The sequence below is a fragment of the Phycisphaerales bacterium genome (assembly GCA_035627955.1).
In the GTDB taxonomy this organism is placed as follows: Bacteria; Planctomycetota; Phycisphaerae; order Phycisphaerales; family UBA1924; genus JAEYTB01.
The window spans coordinates 159651-178800 of sequence record DASPKU010000011.1; the positions used below are offsets into that span (position 1 = coordinate 159651).

The following is a 19150-nucleotide window of genomic DNA, read 5'->3' on the forward strand; positions in this document are numbered from 1 at the left end:
TGTTGGTGCGGTGATTCCCGGCTCAGGAGCACCGGGCTCATCGCGCGGCTGCACCAGCTGAGGCGGCCCGAGCCGGTGGGGCCATTCACCCATTCATGCCGCGCTGCCGCACATCGGCGGGCGTGGACGCTAGAAACACCGCCCACGCACACCGCCCCGAGCCGGGCATGGAGAGAGCGTCATCGTCGCGAACGTCAACATTCCGGAAGAGGGCAGCGAGAAGCTGCTGCAGACGCCCCCCGAGGGCGTGCGGCGGCGGCTGTACGAGGCGGGGCTGAACGGCTCACCGCTGGTGCTGTGCACGCCGACGGACATCGACCGCGCGGGGTTCTACCGGCGGCACTGGCTGGCCGCGACGCGCGAGCAGATGTGGGTCGTCCCTGAGGAAGACGGTGAGGTCATCCAGCTGCCGCTGGAGAAGGCGACAGAGATCCGCACCGTGGCGGGCGTGGGCTCGGGAACGCTCGCGGCCAAAGTGGACGGGACGTACTTCGATCTGCTCCGCTATAGCAACCGGCAGGCATACCGCTTCGAGAAGGTGGTGCCCAAGCTGGAGTCGCTGCGCAAGGGCGAGGCAGTCGCGATCCACGCGGAGGACGAGCACGACCCGCGCCGCTGCGAGAAGTGCGGCGTGATGCTCGACCAGCCTGGCGACAGCTGCCCGCACTGCGTCAACCGCGGCGCGGTGCTGACGCGGATGGTGAAGCTCATGAAGCCTTACCAGAAGCAGGCAGCGGTCATGATGGCCCTGCTGCTGGTGGGCGTGGCGCTGGACCTGGTGTCGCCGCAGCTCACGCGCTACCTCGTCGACCACGTGCTGCCCCGGGGCGAGCACGCGGGCGGGGCACTGCCGGCCGACCAGATGCCCGCGGCTATGACGCTGCTGCTGAGCGTCGTCGGCACCCTCGCTGGCGTACAGGTGCTGCGCACGGTGGTGAATATCTTCAATGGCCGGCTGGGCAGCCGCGTCGGCACGGCCATCACCAGCGATATGCGGACGCGGCTGGTGGACCACCTCCAGCGGCTGAGCGTGGGCTTCTACGACAAGCAGCAGGTGGGCTCGCTCATGGGCCGGGTGGCGTACGACACCGAGAGCCTGCACGGATTCTTGTGGCAGCTGACGGGCGGCTTCCTGCTGCAGCTGCTGATGGTGGTGGGCGTCGCGCTCATGATGTTCGCGATCGACGTGAAGCTCGCCCTGTACGCGCTGCTGCCGGCGCCGTTCGTGATGGGCGGCACGGTGTTCTTCTGGCGCTACGTCTACCCGCGGTACTACGTGTCGTGGGACGCGAGCAGCAAGCAGGCGGGGACGCTCTCGGGCATGCTGTCGGGCATCCGTGTCGTTAAGGCGTTCAACCAGGAGGAGCGCGAGCTGGACCGCTTCCGCAAGGTGAGCGCGCGGCTGCGGGACTCCAAGCACCACGTCGACATGTCCATCGCCACCTTCAACCCGGTGATCGGGCTTGTGTTCCAGATGGGCGGCTGGATCGTGTGGTACTTCGGCGGGCGCGAGGTGCTGGAGGGCCGGCTCTCGCTGGGCGAGCTGATGGCGTTCTTCGGCTATCTGTGGATGTTCTACGGGCCGCTGGCGGCCCTGCCGCAGTTCACCAACTGGCTGACGGGGTTCGTCACGCAGGCCAACCGCATCTTCGAAATCCTGGATGCGCCTTTGGCCAACGCCTCGCCGGTGCAGCCGGTGAAGCTGGGCACGGTCAAGGGCGACATCCGCTTCGAGGATGTGAGTTTTGGGTACAGCCGCCACACGCCGGTGCTGCGGGGGGTCAATCTGCATATCCGGCCCGGGGAGATGGTGGGCATTGTGGGCGCCAGCGGGTCAGGCAAGACGACCGTGGTCAACCTGCTCAGCCGGTTTTATGACGTGGACGAGGGGCGGGTGTTGATCGACGGCGTTGACATCCGGCAGGTGGACCAGAACGAGCTGCGACCGCAGATGGGAGTGGTGCTGCAGGAGCCCTTCCTCTTCCGCGGCAGCATCGCGGAGAACCTGACCTACGGGCGGCCGAGCGCGGAGCCCGAGGCGGTGCTCACGGCCGCGCGGATGGCCAACTGTCACGACTTCATCATGCGGCAGCCGCACGGCTATGACACGTGGGTGGGCGAGCGCGGCGCCGGGCTCAGCGGCGGCGAGCGGCAGCGGATCAGCATCGCGCGGGCGCTGCTGACCGACCCCAAGGTGCTGATCCTGGACGAGGCGACCAGCAGCGTGGACGCCGAGAGCGAGGCCCTGATCCAGAGCGCCCTCAACGAGGTCGTGCGCGACCGCACCACCATCGCGATCGCCCACCGCCTCAGTACGCTGCGACGGGCGGACCGCATCATCGTCATGGACCGCGGCCAGGTGGCCGAGGTCGGCACCCACGACGAGCTGGTGGTGCGGGATGGAATCTACATCAACCTCTTGCGGCTGCAAGGGCATTCGCTGGAGGTCCACGCTGAAGCGGAGCCGAGCGAGGCTGTGCCGGGTGCGGTGAATGAGGACGCGAGCGACGCCTCGCCGCTGCCGCCCCTCGGCGGCCACAAGGTCCGCTGGCTGGAGCCCGAACTGGCCCAGATCCATCTGGGCAACTGGAACACGCTGCACGTGACGGTGAAGAACGAGCGCATCTACGGCGGCGTGTACGCCTTGCGGTGCATGCCCATCCACTTCCCCGCGGGGTTCATCTCGCTGCGGCACCTCGACTCCAGCGGCCGCGAGGTGGAGATCGGGGTGATTCGTTACCTGGGCCGCTGGCCGGAGGAGGCGCAGCAGCTCATCCGCGACGCGCTGCGGCGTCGCTACCTCGTCCACACGGTGTTCTCGATCGAGTCGATCTCCCAGAAGGGCAACTTCCTGAACATCTGCGCTCAGACCGACTTAGGGCCGGTGCGCTTCGCGGTGCGGGCTCAGCCAGACCGGGCCCAGGACTTCGGCGCCCGCGGCAAGATGCTGCTGGACACCGACGATAACCGCTACTTCGTGCCCGATGTGGATGCGCTGCCGGTGAAGGAAGCGCGGCTGTTCAGGCGGTATGTCTACTGGTGATCACCGGGCCCACCCGGCGCGATGCTTCAGACGGTGAGAACTCGCGCTCGGACCCCGTCCGGCTGGTTCACGCCAGCTTCAGCGCTGCCTCAACGGGCTGCTGAACACTCGGGCCACTTCCACGGAGGCCCAAGTGCGCATCCTCATCACCGGCGGAGCCGGGTTTATCGGCTCATATGTTGCGGACGGCTTGCTCAGCAAGGGCCACCGCGTCCGCGTTCTCGACTCGCTCATCCCGCAGGTCCACGGCGACGGGCAGAAGCGGCCCGAGTACCTGTCGAAGGACGTTGAGCTCATCCGGGGCGACGTGCGTGATATGCAGGTTGTGCTCGAGGCCCTCGATGGCGTCGATGCGGTGTACCACTTCGCGGCCCGCGTGGGCGTCGGCCAGAGCATGTACGAAATGGCCGAGTACATGGACGTGAACGACCGCGGCACGGCGGTTCTGCTGGAGGCGCTGCTCAAGAAGCCGGTGAAGCGGCTGATCGTCGCGTCGAGCATGAGCATCTACGGCGAGGGCCGGTACCGCACCGCGGGCGGCATGGTGATCGACCCCGGCAATCGGACGCGCGAGTCGCTGGCCCGGGGCTGGGAGTTGTACCAGGAGGACGGGAGCACGCTGGAGCCGGTCCCCACGCCGGAGCAGAAGGTCCCGAACTTGGCCTCTGTCTACGCCCTGTCCAAGTACGACCAGGAGAGGATGTGCCTGGTCTTCGGCGAGGCGTACTCGGTGCCCACGGTGGCGCTGCGGTTCTTCAATGTGTACGGGCCGCGCCAGGCGCTGTCGAACCCGTACACCGGCGTGCTGGCCATCTTCGCGAGCCGGCTGCTGAACAACAAGCCGCCGCTGATTTTCGAGGACGGTCAACAGAAGCGCGACTTTGTGAGCGTGCACGACGTGGCGCGGGCGTGCGTGCTGGCGCTGGGGAGCGACACGGCGGTCGGCCAGGCGCTGAACGTCGGCAGCGGCGAGAGCTTCACGGTGCGTGAGGTGGCGCAGGCTCTGGCCCGCGTGATCGGAAAGCCGCACATCGAGCCGGAGGTGACGGGCAAGTGCCGCACGGGGGACATCCGCCACTGCTTTGCCGATATCAGCGCGGCCCGGAAGCTGCTGGGGTACGAGCCGCGGGTTGGGTTCGAGGAGGGGCTGGCGGAGCTGGCGGATTGGCTGCGCGGGCAGGTGGCGGTGGACCGCGTGGAGGCCGCGGCGGGCGAGCTGGCTGCCCGGGGGTTGACGATTGCGGGTGTTGCGGGGCCTGCTGCAGCGGCGCCAGTTGTTGGGGCGGATGTGGGCAGCAATGGCGCCACGAACCCGAACGGCAACGGCCACCATGTGGAGGCTTCGCCCACGCGTCTCACAAAGCTCAACGGCCACCACAAGCCCAGGGCCACGCTCATAACGGGCGGCGCCGGATTCATCGGTTCCAACCTCGCCAACCGGCTCGCCTCCGCGGGCCAGAGGGTGATCGTCTACGACAACCTCTCCCGCGAGGGCGTGCGACGGAACATCGAGGAGCTCACGGGCCGCTACCCAGGCCTGGTGGATGTGCGCGAGGAGGACGTGCGCGACCGGCGCGCCCTCAAGGCAGCAGTCCGCGACGCGGCGGAGGTGTTCCACCTGGCCGCGCAGGTCGCCGTGACCACCGGGCTGGTTGACCCCGAGCAGGACTTCGACGTCAACGTGCGCGGCACGCTGAACCTGCTCGAAGAGGTTCGGCGGCTGGGTCGGCCCTGCCCCGTGCTGTACACCAGCACCAACAAGGTGTACGGCAACCTCACCGATGTCGACCTCACGCAGGACGGCGAGCGCTACAGCCCGACTGACCCCACGCTGCGGGCCCGCGGCATCGGCGAGCAGCGGCCGCTGGAGTTCTGCTCGCCCTACGGGTGCAGCAAGGGCGCGGCCGACCAGTACGTGCTGGACTACGCCCACAGCTACGGCGTGCCCACCTGCGTGTTCCGCATGTCGTGCATCTACGGGCCGCGCCAGTGCGGCAACGAGGACCAGGGGTGGCTGTGCCACTTCATCCGCGCGGCCATCGAGGACACGCCGCTCACGATCTACGGCGACGGGCGGCAGGTGCGCGATGCGCTCTTCGTGGATGACCTGCTCGACGCCATGCTGCTGGCGCGGCACCACCTCGAGACCACGCGCGGCCAGGCGTACAACATCGGCGGCGGGCCCGAGCACACGGTGAGCCTGCTGGAGCTGCTCTCGCTTACCGCGACGCACGCGGGGCGGCCCACGCGCACGACGCACGCCCCATGGCGCACCGGCGACCAGCGCTGGTTCGTGAGCGATACCCGCCGTTTCAAGAAGGCGACGGGCTGGTCGCCCAGGGTCGGCGTGCGCGAGGGCGTGGCCCGCCTGCACCAGTGGCTGATCACGAACGCGAACATCACGCACCCGGCGGCGGGGGCGACGCAGGAGAGGGCCGCGGTATGACGACCTTGCAGGCACGCCCCGCGGCTCACGCGGGCGCGACAACGACGATGCGTGTCGGGGTCATCACCGGCCCCGGCACGTTCGAGGTCCGCGAGCAGCCGATCCCGCAGCCCGGCAAGGGGCAGGTGCGGGTGCGGTTGGAAGGGTGCGGCGTGTGCGGGAGCAACATCCCGGCATGGGAGGGGCGGCCCTGGTTCCGGTACCCGCTGGAGCCGGGCAAGCCCGGGCACGAGGGCTGGGGCGTGATCGATGCGCTCGGCGAGGGAGTGACCGATCTGCACAAGGGCCAGCGCGTGGGCGTGCTCTCGTACGCGGCGTTCGCGGAGTACGACGTGGCCGACGCGCCCAACGTGGTGCCGCTGCCAGCGGGCCTCGACGGGGTGCCGATGCCCGCGGAGGCATTGGGGTGCGCCATGAACGTATTCCGACGCAGCGGGATCGAGGCGCACCACACGGTGGCGATCGTCGGATATGGGTTCATGGGGGCGCTCATCGCGCAGCTGGCGGGCACGGCGGGGGCGCGGGTGATCGCGATCTCGCGACGCGAGTCGGCCCTCGCGCTTGCCCGGCAACAGGGCGTGCCCGAGACGGTGGCTCTCACAGACAACGGGCAGGTCATCGAGCGGGTGAAGTCGCTCACGGGCGGAACGCTGTGCGACGTCGTAGTCGAGGCCGCGGGGGTGCAGCAGGCCCTGGACCTCTCGACGGAGCTGACCAAAGAGCGCGGGCGGCTGATCATCGCCGGGTTCCACCAGGATGGGCCGCGCACGGTGAACATGTTCCTGTGGAACTGGCGCGGGCTGGACGTGATCAACGCCCACGAGCGCGACCCCAAGGTGTACGTGGAGGGCATGCGGCTGGCCATCGACGAGGTTGCGGCGGGGCGAATGGACCCAGCACCATTGTGCACGCACGCGTTCCCGCTGGAGCGGCTGGGGGATGCGCTTAGCGCGGCCAAGGACCGGCCGGATGGGTTTCTGAAGGCGATCGTGAGGCCCTGAGGTGCAGGCCTGCGGTTATTGGAGGAGAGACCATGACACCACCAAGCTCGGCAGAGATTGAGGCGGCTCCCGCAGAGGTGACGGGCGACGCGACATCGCGGCAGGTCCGCATTCCGCGCCTGGGATTCCTCGGGCTGGGCTGGATCGGGCGGCGGCGGCTGAGGACGCTGGTCGAATCCGGCGCGGCGCCCGTCGCTGCTCTGTCTGACTGTTCTGCAGCGTCGCTGGCGGAGGCCGCGACGATAGCGCCAGAAGCGGCGACTGCGCTGGCCATCGAGGAACTGCTGGAGGAACGGCTGGACGGGATTGTGATCGCGACGCCCAGCGGGCTGCACGCGGAGCAGTGCCTCAAGGCGCTCGAGCGCGGCGTGGCGGTGTTCTGCCAGAAGCCGCTGGCGCGCAACGCCGCGGAGACGCGCCGGATCATCGACGCGGCCCGCACCGCCGACCGGCTGCTGGGGATCGACTTCTCCTACCGGCATGTGGAGGCGTTCGCACGGCCCTTGTCGATCGTGCAAGCCGGGGAACTGGGCGACATCTACGCGGTCGACCTCACGTTCCACAACGCGTACGGGCCGGACAAGGGGTGGTGCAAGGACCGGGCCCTTGCGGGCGGCGGATGCCTGATCGATCTGGGTGTGCACCTGGTGGACTACGCGCTGCTGGTGCTGGGGAATCCCGAGGTGCGTGAGGTCTGGGCGCGTCTGGTCTCGCAGGGTGTCGCGTTGAGCGACCACGAGCACCAGGTGGAGGACTACGCCGTGGGGCAGTTCACCACAGCCAGAGGGGCGACCGTGCGGCTGGCGTGCTCGTGGTGGGCGAGCATCGGGCAGGGGGCGATCATCGAGGCCGTGTTCCACGGCACGCGCGGGGCGGTTCGCGTGAGCAACGTGAACGGCTCATTCTTTGACTTCCGCTGCGAGCGGATGCACGGCGACAAGCGGGAGGTGCTGGTGGAGCCGCCGGACGCGTGGGAGGGGCGGGCACTGGTGGCGTGGGCGCGGCAGCTGGCCCGCAACCCGAGGTACGACCCTTCGGTGGAGTCGGCGGTGCGCGTGGCGGAGGTGCTCGACAGGATGTACGAGGCATGATGCAGCGTCCGCTCAAGGTGCTGATGACGGCGGACGCGGTCGGCGGCGTGTGGTCGTACTGTCTCACGCTGGCGCGGGCGATGCAGGCGTACGGCGTGCAGTACACGCTTGCGTGCATGGGGCCGCGCCCGTCGCGCGATCAGGTGGCCGACGCTGCGGCGCTGGCGAATGTGCGGCTGGAAGTCTCGGACTACAGGCTGGAGTGGATGACCGAACCGTGGGCGGACGTGGAGGCCGCGGGCGAGTGGCTGCGTTCGCTGGAGGCGCGGGACGGGCCCGACCTGGTGCACCTCAACGGCTACGCGCACGGGGCGTGCGGGTTCGCGGGGCCGGCGGTGGTGGTCGGGCACTCCTGCTGCCTCTCCTGGTGGCGGGCGGTGAAGGGTGGCGAAGCGCCGCCGGAATGGGATGAGTACCGGGCACAGGTGTCGCGCGGGATCGCGTGCGCGGACGCGTTCATCGCGCCCTCGGCCGCGATTCTCGCCGAGTACCAGCGGCTGTACCGACGGTTGCCCCGGGCGCAGGTGATCCACAACGCGGCTGATGTGCCATCCGTTCACGGCCTGCGGAAAGAGCAGGCCGTGCTCGCCGCTGGGCGGGCGTGGGACGAGGCCAAGAACATCGGGGTGGTAGCGGAGGCGGCGGCGCACATCCCATGGCCCACGCGAATCGCGGGCGATACGCGCGGGCCGGTGGGCTCGGCGGTGCTGCCGGCGACTGTGCAGCAGCTCGGGCGGCTGTCACAGCGGGAGATGCAGGAGGCGCTCGCACGCGCCGCCATCTACGTGCACCCGGCGCGGTACGAGCCGTTCGGGCTGCTGCCGCTGGAGGCCGCGCACCAAGGGTGCGCCCTGGTGCTGGCGGACATCCCGACGCTGCGGGAGCTGTGGAGCGAGGCCGCGGTGTTCTTTGACCCGACGGACAGCGGCGCCCTCGTGCGCTCGGTGCGTGGACTCATCAACAGCCCGGAGAGGCTGGCGGCGTGCGCGCGGGCCGCGGCACGCCAGGCGCAGTGTTATTCGGTGGCCCGCTTCGGCGCGGCGTACGCCCACCTGTACTCACAGCTGGTTGAGACCACGAACGGAAGTGACACATGCGGATCGCACTCTTCTACCACTCGCTGCTGAGCGACTGGAACCACGGCAACGCCCACTTCCTCCGCGGCTACGCGGGCGAGCTGCTCGCACGCGGGCACCAGGTGAAGGTGTACGAGAAAGAGAGCAACTGGTCCCTCGACAACCTGCTGCGGGACCACGGGCCTGCGGGGCTCGAGCCCTTCCACGACGCGTACCCCACGCTGCGGAGCACCATCTACAGCCCCGCGGCCCTGGACCTCGACCGCGCCCTCGACGGCGTCGACCTGATCATCGCCCACGAGTGGAACGACCACGACCTGATCGCACGCCTGGGGAAGTACCGGGCCCTGCACCCGCGGGCACGCCTGCTGTTCCACGACACCCACCACCGTGCCGTCAGCCAGCCGGATGAGATGGCGCGGTACGACCTGTCGCACTTCGACGGCGCGCTGGTCTTCGGCGAGGTGCTGCGGAAGATGTACCTCGAGCGTCAGTGGGTGCGGCATGCCTGGACGTGGCACGAGGCCGCGGACACGCGGGTGTTCCGCCCGCTCGTGCACCCCCCGCCCAGCGCCGACGTGCTGTGGATCGGCAACTGGGGTGATGAGGAACGCACGCAGGAGCTCGAGGAGTTCCTGATCAAGCCGGTCAAGCAGTTGGGCCTCAAGGCCACTGTGCACGGCGTGCGCTACCCCGACACGGCCCTGGCTGCCCTGAAGGATGCGGGCATCCGCTACGGCGGGTGGCTGAGCAACGCCGCCGCCCCGGCGGTGTACGCCCGCCACCGGATCGCCATCCACGTTCCGCGCCGGTACTACACGACCCTCCTGCCGGGCATCCCGACGATCCGCGTGTTCGAGGCACTCGCGTGCGGGGCCCCGCTGGTGAGCGCCCCCTGGCCCGATTGCGAGCGGCTGTTCACCAAGGGCGACTACGCCTCCGTCACAAGCGGTGACGAGATGGCCCGCACGCTCCGCCGCCTCCTCGACAGCTCCGAGGAACGCCACGACATAGCCGCCCGCGGCCTCAAGACCGTGCTCGCACGCCACACCTGCTCGCACCGCGTGGACGAGCTGATGGAAGTGTGCCGACAACTGGGGCTGGACACGACGCCGACGTTCGCCCCCGCCCGCAGAGAGCTAGGAGCCGCCGCGTGAGCCGTGCACCCCTTAACATTGCGTTCTTCGGCAGCAGCCTGGTATCCGCCTACTGGAACGGCGCCGCCACGTACTACCGCGGGCTGATCCGTGCCCTCGCCGAGCGCGGCCACAAGGTCACGTTCTACGAGCCCGATGCCTTCGAACGCCAGAAGCACCGCGACCTGCCCAACCCATCGTGGGCCGAGGTGGTCGTGTACGACCCGGCCACCGAGGCGCAGGTGCGGGCCACGGTCGAGCAGGCCCGGGGTAGCGACGTCGTGATCAAGGCCAGCGGCGTGGGCGTGCACGACGCGCTGCTTGAGGAGGCGGTGCTCGGGCTCCAATCCGTGCGCACCGCGGTAGCGTTCTGGGATGTGGATGCTCCCGCTACGCTGTCGCGCGTGGAGGGCGACCGCACCGACCCGTTCCGGCCGCTGATCCCGAAGTACGACCTGGTGTTCACGTACGGCGGGGCGCAGCCGGTCATCGACCGCTACAAGGCACTCGGCGCCCGCGACTGCGTGCCCGTGTACAACGCCCTGGACCCCACCACGCACTTCCCCGTGCCGCGCGATGACCGGTTCGCCGCCGACCTCACGTTCCTTGGCAACCGCCTGCCCGACCGCGAGGCCCGCGTCGAGGAGTTCTTCCTCAGGCCCTCGGCGCTGTGCCCGCGCAAGTCCTTCCTGCTCGCGGGCAACGGTTGGCAGGACAAGAACGTGCCGGCCAACGTGCGGCGGCTGGGGCACGTGTACACCACCGACCACAACGCCCTCAACTGCACGCCGCTGGCGGTGCTCAACGTCACCCGCGAGAGCATGGCCAGCAACGGCTGGTCGCCCGCCACGCGCGTCTTCGAGTGCGCTGGCGCCGGCGCCTGCCTGATCACCGACTACTGGGAGGGGATCGGTGACTTCCTCACGCCGGGCTCCGAGTGCCTGGTTGCCCGCAGCGGCGATGAGGTCGCCGAGCTGCTCGCAACGCTCACGCCGGAGAAGGCACGGGCGATCGGCGAGGCCGCCCGCATCCGGATCCTCTCCGAGCACACGTACACGCACCGGGCGCTCCAGGTCGAGGAGGTGCTGACCTCCCGCCGGGCGGCGCCTCATCCCCACCCGACACCCCCACCACCGCCGCCGCGTAACCACGACCACCCATGAGCGCGCCACTCTCCATCGTCTTCCTCGGCCTCTCCGTCACCTCGTCCTGGGGCAACGGGCACGCGACCAACTACCGCGGCCTCATGCGCACGCTCACGAAGCGCGGCCACCAGGTGACCTTCCTCGAGCGCGACCGCCCGTGGTACGCCGACAACCGCGACCTGCCGAAGCCGCCGTGGGGCCGCACGCACCTGTACCGCTCGTTGCAGGACCTCAAGCAGCGGTTCACCCGCGTCGTCCGCAACGCCGACGTGGTCGTGCTGGGGTCGTACGTGCCAAAGGGCATACAGGTCGCCGAGTGGCTGCGCTCAGCCGCGAAAGGCGTGCGTGTGTTCTACGACATCGACACCCCAGTGACGCTCGCAGCCCTCGCCGACGGCACGTGCGAATACCTGTCACCGCACCAGGTGCCCTACTTCGACGTGTACCTCTCCTTCACCGGCGGGCCGACGCTGCGGAAGATCGAGCGCGCCTACGGCTCGCCCGCGGCACGCGCGTTCTACTGCCTCGTCGACCCCGCCGTGCACAGGCCCCACACCGAGGACCGCGAGCCCAAGTGGGACCTCGGGTACCTCGGCACCTACTCAGCCGACCGCCAGCCCGGCGTGCGCAACCTGCTCATCAGGCCCGCGCTCGCCGACCCCGCCCTGCGCATGATCGTCGCAGGACCGCAGTACCCCGACGACATCGAATGGCCAGAGAACGTCCGCCGCATCGAGCACCTGCCGCCCTCGCGCCACCGCACGTTCTACACCTCGCAGCGCTTCACGCTCAACGTGACGCGCGCCCATATGCGCAAGGCCGGCTACTCGCCCAGCGTCCGCCTCTTCGAGGCCGCGGCGTGCGGCACGCCCATCATCTCCGACATCTGGGCCGGCATCGAGGAGGTGCTGGAGCCCGGCAGCGAGATCCTGCTGGCGGACTCGTCGCAGGAGGTGCTTCGCCTGCTCACCACGATGCCCGAGGGCCAGCGCCGCGCCATCGGCGAGCGGGCCCGCCAGCGGATTCTCCGCGAGCACACGGCCGAACACCGGGCCATGGAGTTCGAGCAGCACGTGTCTGAGGCCCGCGCCCGGAACAACCGCGCCGTGATAGCCGCCTGATCGATGGCCCCCCGCCCGATGACCAGGCACCCGTTCACCCCACCAGCGAGACCGCACTTGACCACCCACGCCCGCCCCAACTTCAACCTCCAGGCCCCGCCCATCACGCCGCGCAGCGACACCGAGGCGCGGATCGCGTCGCTGGCGCCGTGGTTCCACAACATCAAGCTGCCCACCGGTGAGCAGACAGCGCCCAACCACCCGTTGGGCGACTTCCCGCGCTTCAAGTGGGAGGAGATCAAGGACCACATCCCCACTGACCTCAGCGGGCGCACCGCACTCGACATCGGCTGCAACGCCGGCTTCTACTCGCTGGAGCTGGCCCGGCGCGGCGCCGAGGTGCACGCGATCGAGCCCGACGAGCATTACCTGGAGCAGGCCCGCTGGGTGGCCGCGCAGCACGGCCTCGCGTCGCGCATCCACTACCACGCGCTCGGCATCTGGGACCTCGCCGACGAGCACGAGGGCATGCCCGCGGCCTTCGACCTGGTGCTGTTCATGGGCGTCTTCTACCACCTGCGGCACCCGCTTCTCGGCCTCGACATCGCCGCGGCACGCACGGCGGGCACGATGGTGTTCCAGACGCTCACCACAGCCGACGACGAGGTGGCTGACGCGCCCGAGGACCTGCCGCTGGAGGAGCGCGAGCGGCTGTCACAGCCGGGCTGGCCGCGGATGAGCTTCATCGAGCACTCGTTCGCCACCGATCAGACCAACTGGTGGGTGCCCAACGCGGCCTGCTGCGAGGCGATGCTGCGCTCCGCCGGGCTGCGTGTGATGTCGCGCCCGGGGCATGAGATCTACATCTGCGACAAGGAGTGATCGGCGACATTGCGCACCGGGTGGCACGATCCGTCTTCGGGTCGTGCCTCATCGTGAGCTGCTCCAAAAGACAGCACGACCCAGAAGGGTCGTGCCACCCGAGGAATCTGTTGGGATCAGCACTCGCAGTCGTCGCCGCGTCCGCCCACGCTCACGCTGGTGACTGAGCGACCGGGGGCGCCCTGCGAGCGGCCGCCGCTGGAGCTGCTGCCGCGCCGGCCCGAGCTGCGCCCGCTGGGTCGGCTGCTGCCGCCCTGGCGGGAACGGGACACGCTGCTGCCCCTGCTCCGGTTGCTGGATGACCCGCGGTCGCTGGAACGGGAACCGGCGCTGCGGGATCGCGACGATCCCGAGCGCGAGGATGTGCCGGACTGCCGCCCGCCGCTGCTGCGGCCGGACCGCTCGGACGTGCCGCGTCGGCTGCTGCTCATCCCGCGGCCGCGCGAGCTGCCAGCGGGACCTCCCTTGCTGGAGCCGCTGCGTGAGCCGGAGTTGCTGGAGGAACGTGAGCCACTGCCGGACCCGCTGGAGCGGCTGCCCGAGTTCGACCGGCTGCTCGAGCCTGAGCGGCTGCCGGACCCTGATCTGCTACCCGAGCGAGAGCCTGAGCGGCTGCTCGACGTGGTACGCCCGCTCGACCGCGTCCTGCTGCTGGAGCCCTGGCGCGAGCCGCCACTGGTGCTGCTGCTTCCTGAATCGCCACCGCGACTGCTGGTCCCGCGCCGAGAGCTGGACCTTCCTTCCGAGCGCGACCCACCTCGTGACCCGCTCTGCGTTCCAGCTGACCGGCTCGAACCACCGCCACTGGAGCGGCTGCTCGCACTACCCCGAGAGCTGGCGCGCGATCCGCTGCCGCGACGGCTACTTCCGCCACCGCCACTGCTCCCGCGCGCACTGCTCCCGCGCGAAGATCGTCCGCCGCCCGAGTTTCTCTCATCATCCGCACAGATGAACTTGTTGAAGCGGCTCACACCGCCGCTCGCGGTGAAGTCCTGCTTGAGAAACGAGAGCTTGTTCTCGTCGAACTTCTCGAAGAACTCGTCCCAGCTGATGTGGTTCATGCGGCGGTCCTCGCCGCGCCCCGGGAAGTCAATGCGCAGCACGCCAGCCTCGTTCCGCGAGCCGGTGCCCTCGACCGACGACGGGCAGCCGCCGCGTTCCTCCGCCCACTCGCGGATCTCATCGTGGTCGCGCGTGACGCTCGCGCTGCCGGCCTGCGACGAGCCCCGCCGACCCCCTCCACCGCTACGGCCGCGGCTCCCGCCGACGCGATTCCCACCATTCCGCCCGCGGCCGCCCCCTTCACTGTTCCGACCGCCGCGACTGTTGCTCTGATTAGGCATGGCACAACCTCCTGTCAGGTTGCACCGTGATCGGTCCGCGTGAACGTGGGCCACACCGCGTACTGAAACAATGTGAAGCCGGGTGGGCGGACGCGCGCGCTATTCAGCTGGTTGTACACATCGGGCGCCGGGCTCACGCCTTCAGCATCGGGGCCAGGTACCGCCCTGTGTGACTGGCCCCGACCTTCGCAACCTGCTCTGGAGTCCCGACGGCCACGATGGTGCCGCCCTTCTCGCCGCCCTCGGGCCCCAGGTCGATGAGCCAGTCCGCGCACTTGATGACGTCGAGGTTGTGCTCAATGACGACCAGCGTGTTGCCCGCATCGGCGAGGCGGTTCATGACGTTCACCAGCTTGCGGATGTCCTCGAAGTGCAGGCCAGTGGTGGGCTCGTCGAGCACGTAGAGCGTGTGTCCGTAGGGGCTGCTGCCGAGTGCCGTCTCCTTCGGAGCCGCCTTTTTCGCGCTCTTCTTGGCCGACGCGTACGCCGCGAGGGCGTCGCCCTCCTCGGGATCGCCCTCACCCTGGGCGAGCGGCTCCACCGCCGCCGACCCGCTCTGCCCCTTGCCCAGCTCCGTCGCCAGCTTGATGCGCTGGGCCTCGCCGCCCGAGAGCTGCGTGCTCGGCTGGCCAAGCTTCACGTAGTCGAGCCCCACATCGTGCAGGCACTGCAGGAACCGCACGATCTTCGGGTGCGCGGCGAAGAACTCCAGCCCCTCCTCCACCGTCATGTCCAGCACGTCCGCGATGTTCCGCCCGCGGTACGTCACCTCGAGCGTCTCGCGGTTGTACCGCTTGCCGCGGCAGACCTCGCACTCGACATACACGTCGGGCAGGAAGTGCATCTCGATCTTCTTGAGGCCCTGCCCCTGGCACGCCTCGCACCGGCCGCCCCCCGCCTCCGCCCGCACGTTGAAGGAGAACCGCCCGGGCTTGTAGCCGCGGATCTTGGCCTCCTTCGTCTGCACGAACACCTTGCGGATCTCGTCGAAGATGCCGGTGTACGTCGCCGGGTTGCTCCGCGGGGTGCGCCCGATCGGGCTCTGGTCCACCTCGATCACGCGGTCGAGGGTCTTGGGCCACTTGAACGACGCGTGCTTGCCGGGCTTCGTGCGTGAGCCCAGAAGCTCCTGCTTCGCGGCCGCCAGCAGGATGTCGTTGACCAGCGTCGACTTGCCCGAGCCGCTCACGCCCGTCACGCAGACCAGCCCGCCGAGGGGGAAGCAGACATCAACGTTCTTGAGGTTGTTCTCGCGGGCGCCCTTGATGGCAATCGCGTTCTTTTCGGTCAGCTTGCGGCGGGTGCGGGGCAGCTCGATCCTTTTCCGGCCCGCGAGGTAGTCGCCGGTGATGGAGGTCGGGTGGTTGATGACCTCGTCGACTGTGCCCTGCACGACCACTCGCCCGCCGTGCACGCCCGGGCCGGGGCCGATGTCCATCAGGTGGTCCGCAGCACGGATCATGTCCTCGTCGTGCTCGACGACGATCACGGTGTTGCCAATGTCGGTCAAGTGCCGCAGCGTCGAGATCAGCCGCGCGTTGTCGCGCTGGTGCAGGCCGATCGTCGGCTCGTCCAGCACGTAGCACGCGCCCACCAGACCCGAGCCCACCTGCGAGGCCAGGCGGATGCGCTGGGCCTCGCCGCCGCTGAGCGTCCCGGTGCGCCGGTCCAGCGAGAGGTACTCCAGCCCCACGCCCGCGAGGAACCGCAGGCGGTTGTTGATCTCCTTCAGGATCGGCTCGGCGATCACGGTCTGCTCGGGCGACAGCTTGAGGCCATTGACGTACGCCGCGGCCTCGGTGATGGTCAGCCGCGAGAGCTCCGCGATGTTGAGGTGGTGGACCGTCTTCGCGGCCTTCTCCGGGCGGCCGATGACCGTGCCGCTGCACGCTTTTTCGCTCTCCACACCATGCGTGCTATCCAGCAGAACATGCAGCGCCTCGATCCTCAGCCGATCACCGTTGCAGGTGTTGCAGGGCGAGCTGGAGAGGAACGTGGACAGCCACTCCTTGACACCCGTGTTCTCCGTACTTTTCCACCAGTCGGAAATGTTCGGGATCACGCCCTCGAACTTCGGCTTTGTGCTGCCGTGCAGCAGCGCCTTCATCTGATCGGGGGAAAAGCCGCTGACCGGGTCATTGAACGAGACCGCGAAGTCCTTGCAGAACCGCCGCAGCTTGCGGTTGAACCACGCCCGCACCGGCCCGTTCTTGCACCACGCCGCCACCGCCCCCTCGGCCAGGCTCAGCGAGCGGTTGGGGATCACCAGGTCAGGGTCAAACTCGAGGATCGTGCCCAGCCCGTTGCATGCCGGGCACGCCCCGAATGGCGAGTTGAACGAGAACAGCCGTGGCGCCAGCTCTTCGAGCGCCACCTCGGGGTGCTCGGGGTCGCTGAAGCGTGTGGAGAACGATTGGTCCATCCACGTGCTCTGCCCGTTGTCCCCCGGCGACTCCACCGAGATCACGATCACCCCGTTGGCCAGCCGCAGCGCGGCCTCCACCGACTCCGCCAGCCGCTGGCGACCGTCGGGCGCGAGGGCAATGCGGTCGATCACAGCCTCGATCGTGTGCTTCTCGTGGCGGCCCAGGCCCAGCGGGTTCTCGCCCGGCTCCTTCAGCACGTCGCGCAGATCGACGATCGTGCCGTTGACGCGGGCGCGATTCCACCCCTGCGACGAGAGCTCTTCGAGCACCTCGCGGTGGAAGCCCTTTTTGCCCCGGACCACCGGCGCCATCACCATCAGGCGGGTGCCCGACGGCTTGCCCATGATCGCGTCCACCACCTGCGTGCTGCTGGTCGCAGAGATCGGCTTGCCCGAGCGCTCGAGGACGGTGCCGTCCTTCTTCGTCTTGGTCACCGCCCAGGAGTAGGGGCGGGCGCACCGCGCGTACAGCAGGCGCAGGTAGTCGTAGATTTCGGTCGTCGTCGCGACGGTCGAGCGCGGGTTGCTGCTCGCCGAGCGCTGCTCGATCGCGATCGTCGGCGGGATGCCCTCGATCTCATCGACGTCGGGCTTCTTCAGCTGATCGAGGAACTGCCGCGCGTACGCCGACAGCGACTCCATGTACTTCCGCTGCCCCTCGGCGAAGATCGTGTCGAACGCCAGCGAGCTCTTCCCCGACCCCGACAGCCCCGTCATCACCACCAGCTTGTCGCGAGGGATGGTGACGTCGATGTTCTTGAGGTTGTGCTCGCGGGCGCCGCGCACGCGGATGGAGCGCTGCGCATCGGCGCTGGCGCTCGTGCGCATGGTGGCGCAGGGGCCAAGCAACGGCGCGCCGGCCACCACCGGGCGGGGCTCGATGAACCCCTCCGCCTTACCGTTCACCCCGTCGTTGCCCGCCTGAGTCTTCTTCCGCCCGCTCACCGCTGGACTTCCCTGTGGGGCCAATGGAACCTCCGTGCCCGCGATGGTACCGGGCTTGTTTGCTTCGCGTTCGTAGTTGGGCCGGATGTGAAGGCAGGCCCTGTCCAGACGGATTCCCGGGCTACTTCTTCAACTCGCCACCCGGCAAGGGCGGAAAGAGAGGGTCGTTCGCGGGCTGCTTCGGTGGGCCGGCACGCTCGGCCTGGGCCTGGTTCCGCGCGGCCTCATTCCGCTTGCTCAGCTGGAAGAAGCCCAGCATCATCAGCCCGATCGCCAGGCCGATCAGGTAGAAACGCAGGCGGCTGAAGAAGCCCGGGTATCGGCCTTGAGTGCTCACGCCGGACTGTAGCCCGCGGGGGCGGGCTTCCCTGCGGCGGGCAGCGTCAGTGCAATCAGGCGGTCGACGAAACGGCCGTAGACCACCTCGCGCCGGAAGTGGGTCTCGGCACGCCGCCGCGCGGCCTCACCCATGCGGCGGCAGAGAGCGGGGTCCTCAATCAGCGAGCCGATTGCCTGCATGTAACCAGCCTCGTCGCGAGGGGTGACGAGCAGGCCGGTCTCGCCATGGACCACCATGTCGGGGATACCGGCGAGGCGGGCGCTGACAACCGGCAACCCCGCCGCCATGGCCTCGGCGATCGCCGCGGGGGACATGTCCTGCACAGTGGGGAGAACGAACAGGTCCATGGCCGGCATGAGCTCGCGCATGAGCCGCTCGCGCGGAACGGTGCCGTGCACGATCACGTTGCGGGCGCCCTTGGCGATGGTCAGCTCGGCCTCGTTGCCGATGACATGCAGCTCGGCGCGGGTCGCCCAGTGCTGCTGGTGCCAACGCAGGAGCTCGGGCAGGCCCTTGCGCCACCAGTGACGGCCAACGAAGACAAGCTTGACAGGTTTGCTGGGATCGACCGGCGGGCGCGGCGGCAGGTCGACGATGCCGACGGTCGGCAGCATTGGGCAGATGCGTTCGGGCGGGACCCCGAAGTCGTTGCGGACCGAGTCGGCCGCCCAGGTGCTCATGCAGCCGACGAGCTCGGCGGTCTGGAAGATCGCGCGGTCCTCTTCGAGCAGCCGCCGCTGCACAGGCCCATCGTCATTCATGTCACGAATCGTGTTCGCGACTGTGGCGTCAAGAATGACTGCTAGCTTGGTCGCTGTACCGGCGCGCTTCACATCGACAGCCCCGAGCGCGTACAGCTGGGGGCAGACGACCACCGCGTCGAAGAGGTCCACTGGTAGCGGGCCGCGGGGGCTTAGCCAGGACCGCATCCGCCGCCGCCACATGCTCACCATGCGCTCGGCTATGCGGGCCTTGCTGCGGGGGTTGGGGAAGCGGCTCCAGAGGCGCTCCAGCAGCGAGTTGTGCATCGTGACGTAGACGAGCTCGACGTCGTCGCGCCCGGCGCAGTACTTCTCCAGCTCCTGGAGGTAGGTCATGAGGCCGAACTGGCTGACGCCGATGCTGAGGATGCGCGTGCGGCCGCTGGGGCTCCGCAGGGCGGCGAGCACGTCGGGGGTGATGCTGGTGAGGTTGGCACTGAGGGCGCGGATCAAGG

At 69.1% G+C, this 19150-nt stretch carries 13 protein-coding genes; 10 read left to right on the forward strand and 3 right to left on the reverse strand.

Annotated elements, in window-relative coordinates; all coding sequences use genetic code 11:
- Positions 1-247: 247 nt before the first annotated feature.
- The 10 genes from VD997_09450 (at position 248) to VD997_09495 (ending at position 14216) form a co-directional block, all read left to right on the forward strand.
- Positions 248-3043, forward strand: coding sequence for a DUF1854 domain-containing protein (locus VD997_09450; protein HYE62209.1), 2796 nt, complete (start codon positions 248-250; stop codon positions 3041-3043).
- A 133-nt stretch (positions 3044-3176) separates the two neighbouring features.
- On the forward strand, positions 3177-5489 hold the full coding sequence (locus tag VD997_09455) for an SDR family NAD(P)-dependent oxidoreductase (GenBank protein ID HYE62210.1): 2313 nt from the start codon (positions 3177-3179) through the stop codon (positions 5487-5489).
- Positions 5486-6490 carry a zinc-binding dehydrogenase gene (locus tag VD997_09460; protein ID HYE62211.1) on the forward strand — a complete coding sequence of 335 codons (1005 nt, stop codon included), beginning with the start codon at positions 5486-5488 and terminating at the stop codon, positions 6488-6490. The genes VD997_09455 and VD997_09460 overlap by 4 nt, the downstream gene beginning before the upstream one ends.
- A gap of 32 nt (positions 6491-6522) precedes the next feature.
- Positions 6523-7581: a Gfo/Idh/MocA family oxidoreductase gene (locus VD997_09465; protein HYE62212.1), complete on the forward strand. Its 1059-nt coding sequence runs from the start codon at positions 6523-6525 to the stop codon at positions 7579-7581.
- On the forward strand, positions 7578-8708 hold the full coding sequence (locus VD997_09470; GenBank protein ID HYE62213.1) for a glycosyltransferase family 4 protein: 1131 nt from the start codon (positions 7578-7580) through the stop codon (positions 8706-8708). Before VD997_09465 ends, VD997_09470 begins: the two co-directional genes overlap by 4 nt.
- Positions 8675-9814, forward strand: coding sequence for a glycosyltransferase (locus VD997_09475; GenBank protein HYE62214.1), 1140 nt, complete (start codon positions 8675-8677; stop codon positions 9812-9814). Before VD997_09470 ends, VD997_09475 begins: the two co-directional genes overlap by 34 nt.
- Positions 9811-10956, forward strand: coding sequence for a glycosyltransferase (locus tag VD997_09480; protein HYE62215.1), 1146 nt, complete (start codon positions 9811-9813; stop codon positions 10954-10956). Before VD997_09475 ends, VD997_09480 begins: the two co-directional genes overlap by 4 nt.
- Entirely contained in the window at positions 10953-12059 is a 1107-nt protein-coding gene (locus tag VD997_09485) for a glycosyltransferase (protein ID HYE62216.1), read from the forward strand. Before VD997_09480 ends, VD997_09485 begins: the two co-directional genes overlap by 4 nt.
- A gap of 57 nt (positions 12060-12116) precedes the next feature.
- The gene (locus VD997_09490; protein HYE62217.1) at positions 12117-12881 is read left to right on the forward strand and encodes a TIGR04290 family methyltransferase; all 765 of its coding nucleotides are present in this window, start codon (positions 12117-12119) and stop codon (positions 12879-12881) included.
- 159 nt (positions 12882-13040) lie between these two features.
- The gene (locus VD997_09495) at positions 13041-14216 is read left to right on the forward strand and encodes a hypothetical protein (GenBank protein HYE62218.1); all 1176 of its coding nucleotides are present in this window, start codon (positions 13041-13043) and stop codon (positions 14214-14216) included.
- A 141-nt stretch (positions 14217-14357) separates the two neighbouring features.
- Here the strand turns inward: VD997_09495 and uvrA are convergent, their stop codons facing one another.
- The 3 genes from uvrA to VD997_09510 form a co-directional block, all read right to left on the reverse strand.
- Positions 14358-17618, reverse strand: coding sequence for an excinuclease ABC subunit UvrA (uvrA, locus tag VD997_09500; GenBank protein ID HYE62219.1), 3261 nt, complete (start codon positions 17616-17618; stop codon positions 14358-14360).
- Positions 17619-17715: 97 nt separating this feature from the next.
- A complete protein-coding gene (locus VD997_09505) occupies positions 17716-17931 on the reverse strand; it encodes a hypothetical protein (protein ID HYE62220.1) in 216 nt (71 codons plus the stop codon).
- Positions 17928-19148 (reverse strand): glycosyltransferase family 4 protein, encoded by a 1221-nt coding sequence (locus VD997_09510; protein ID HYE62221.1) that lies wholly within the window; start codon positions 19146-19148, stop codon positions 17928-17930. Before VD997_09510 ends, VD997_09505 begins: the two co-directional genes overlap by 4 nt.
- Positions 19149-19150: the final 2 nt, after the last annotated feature.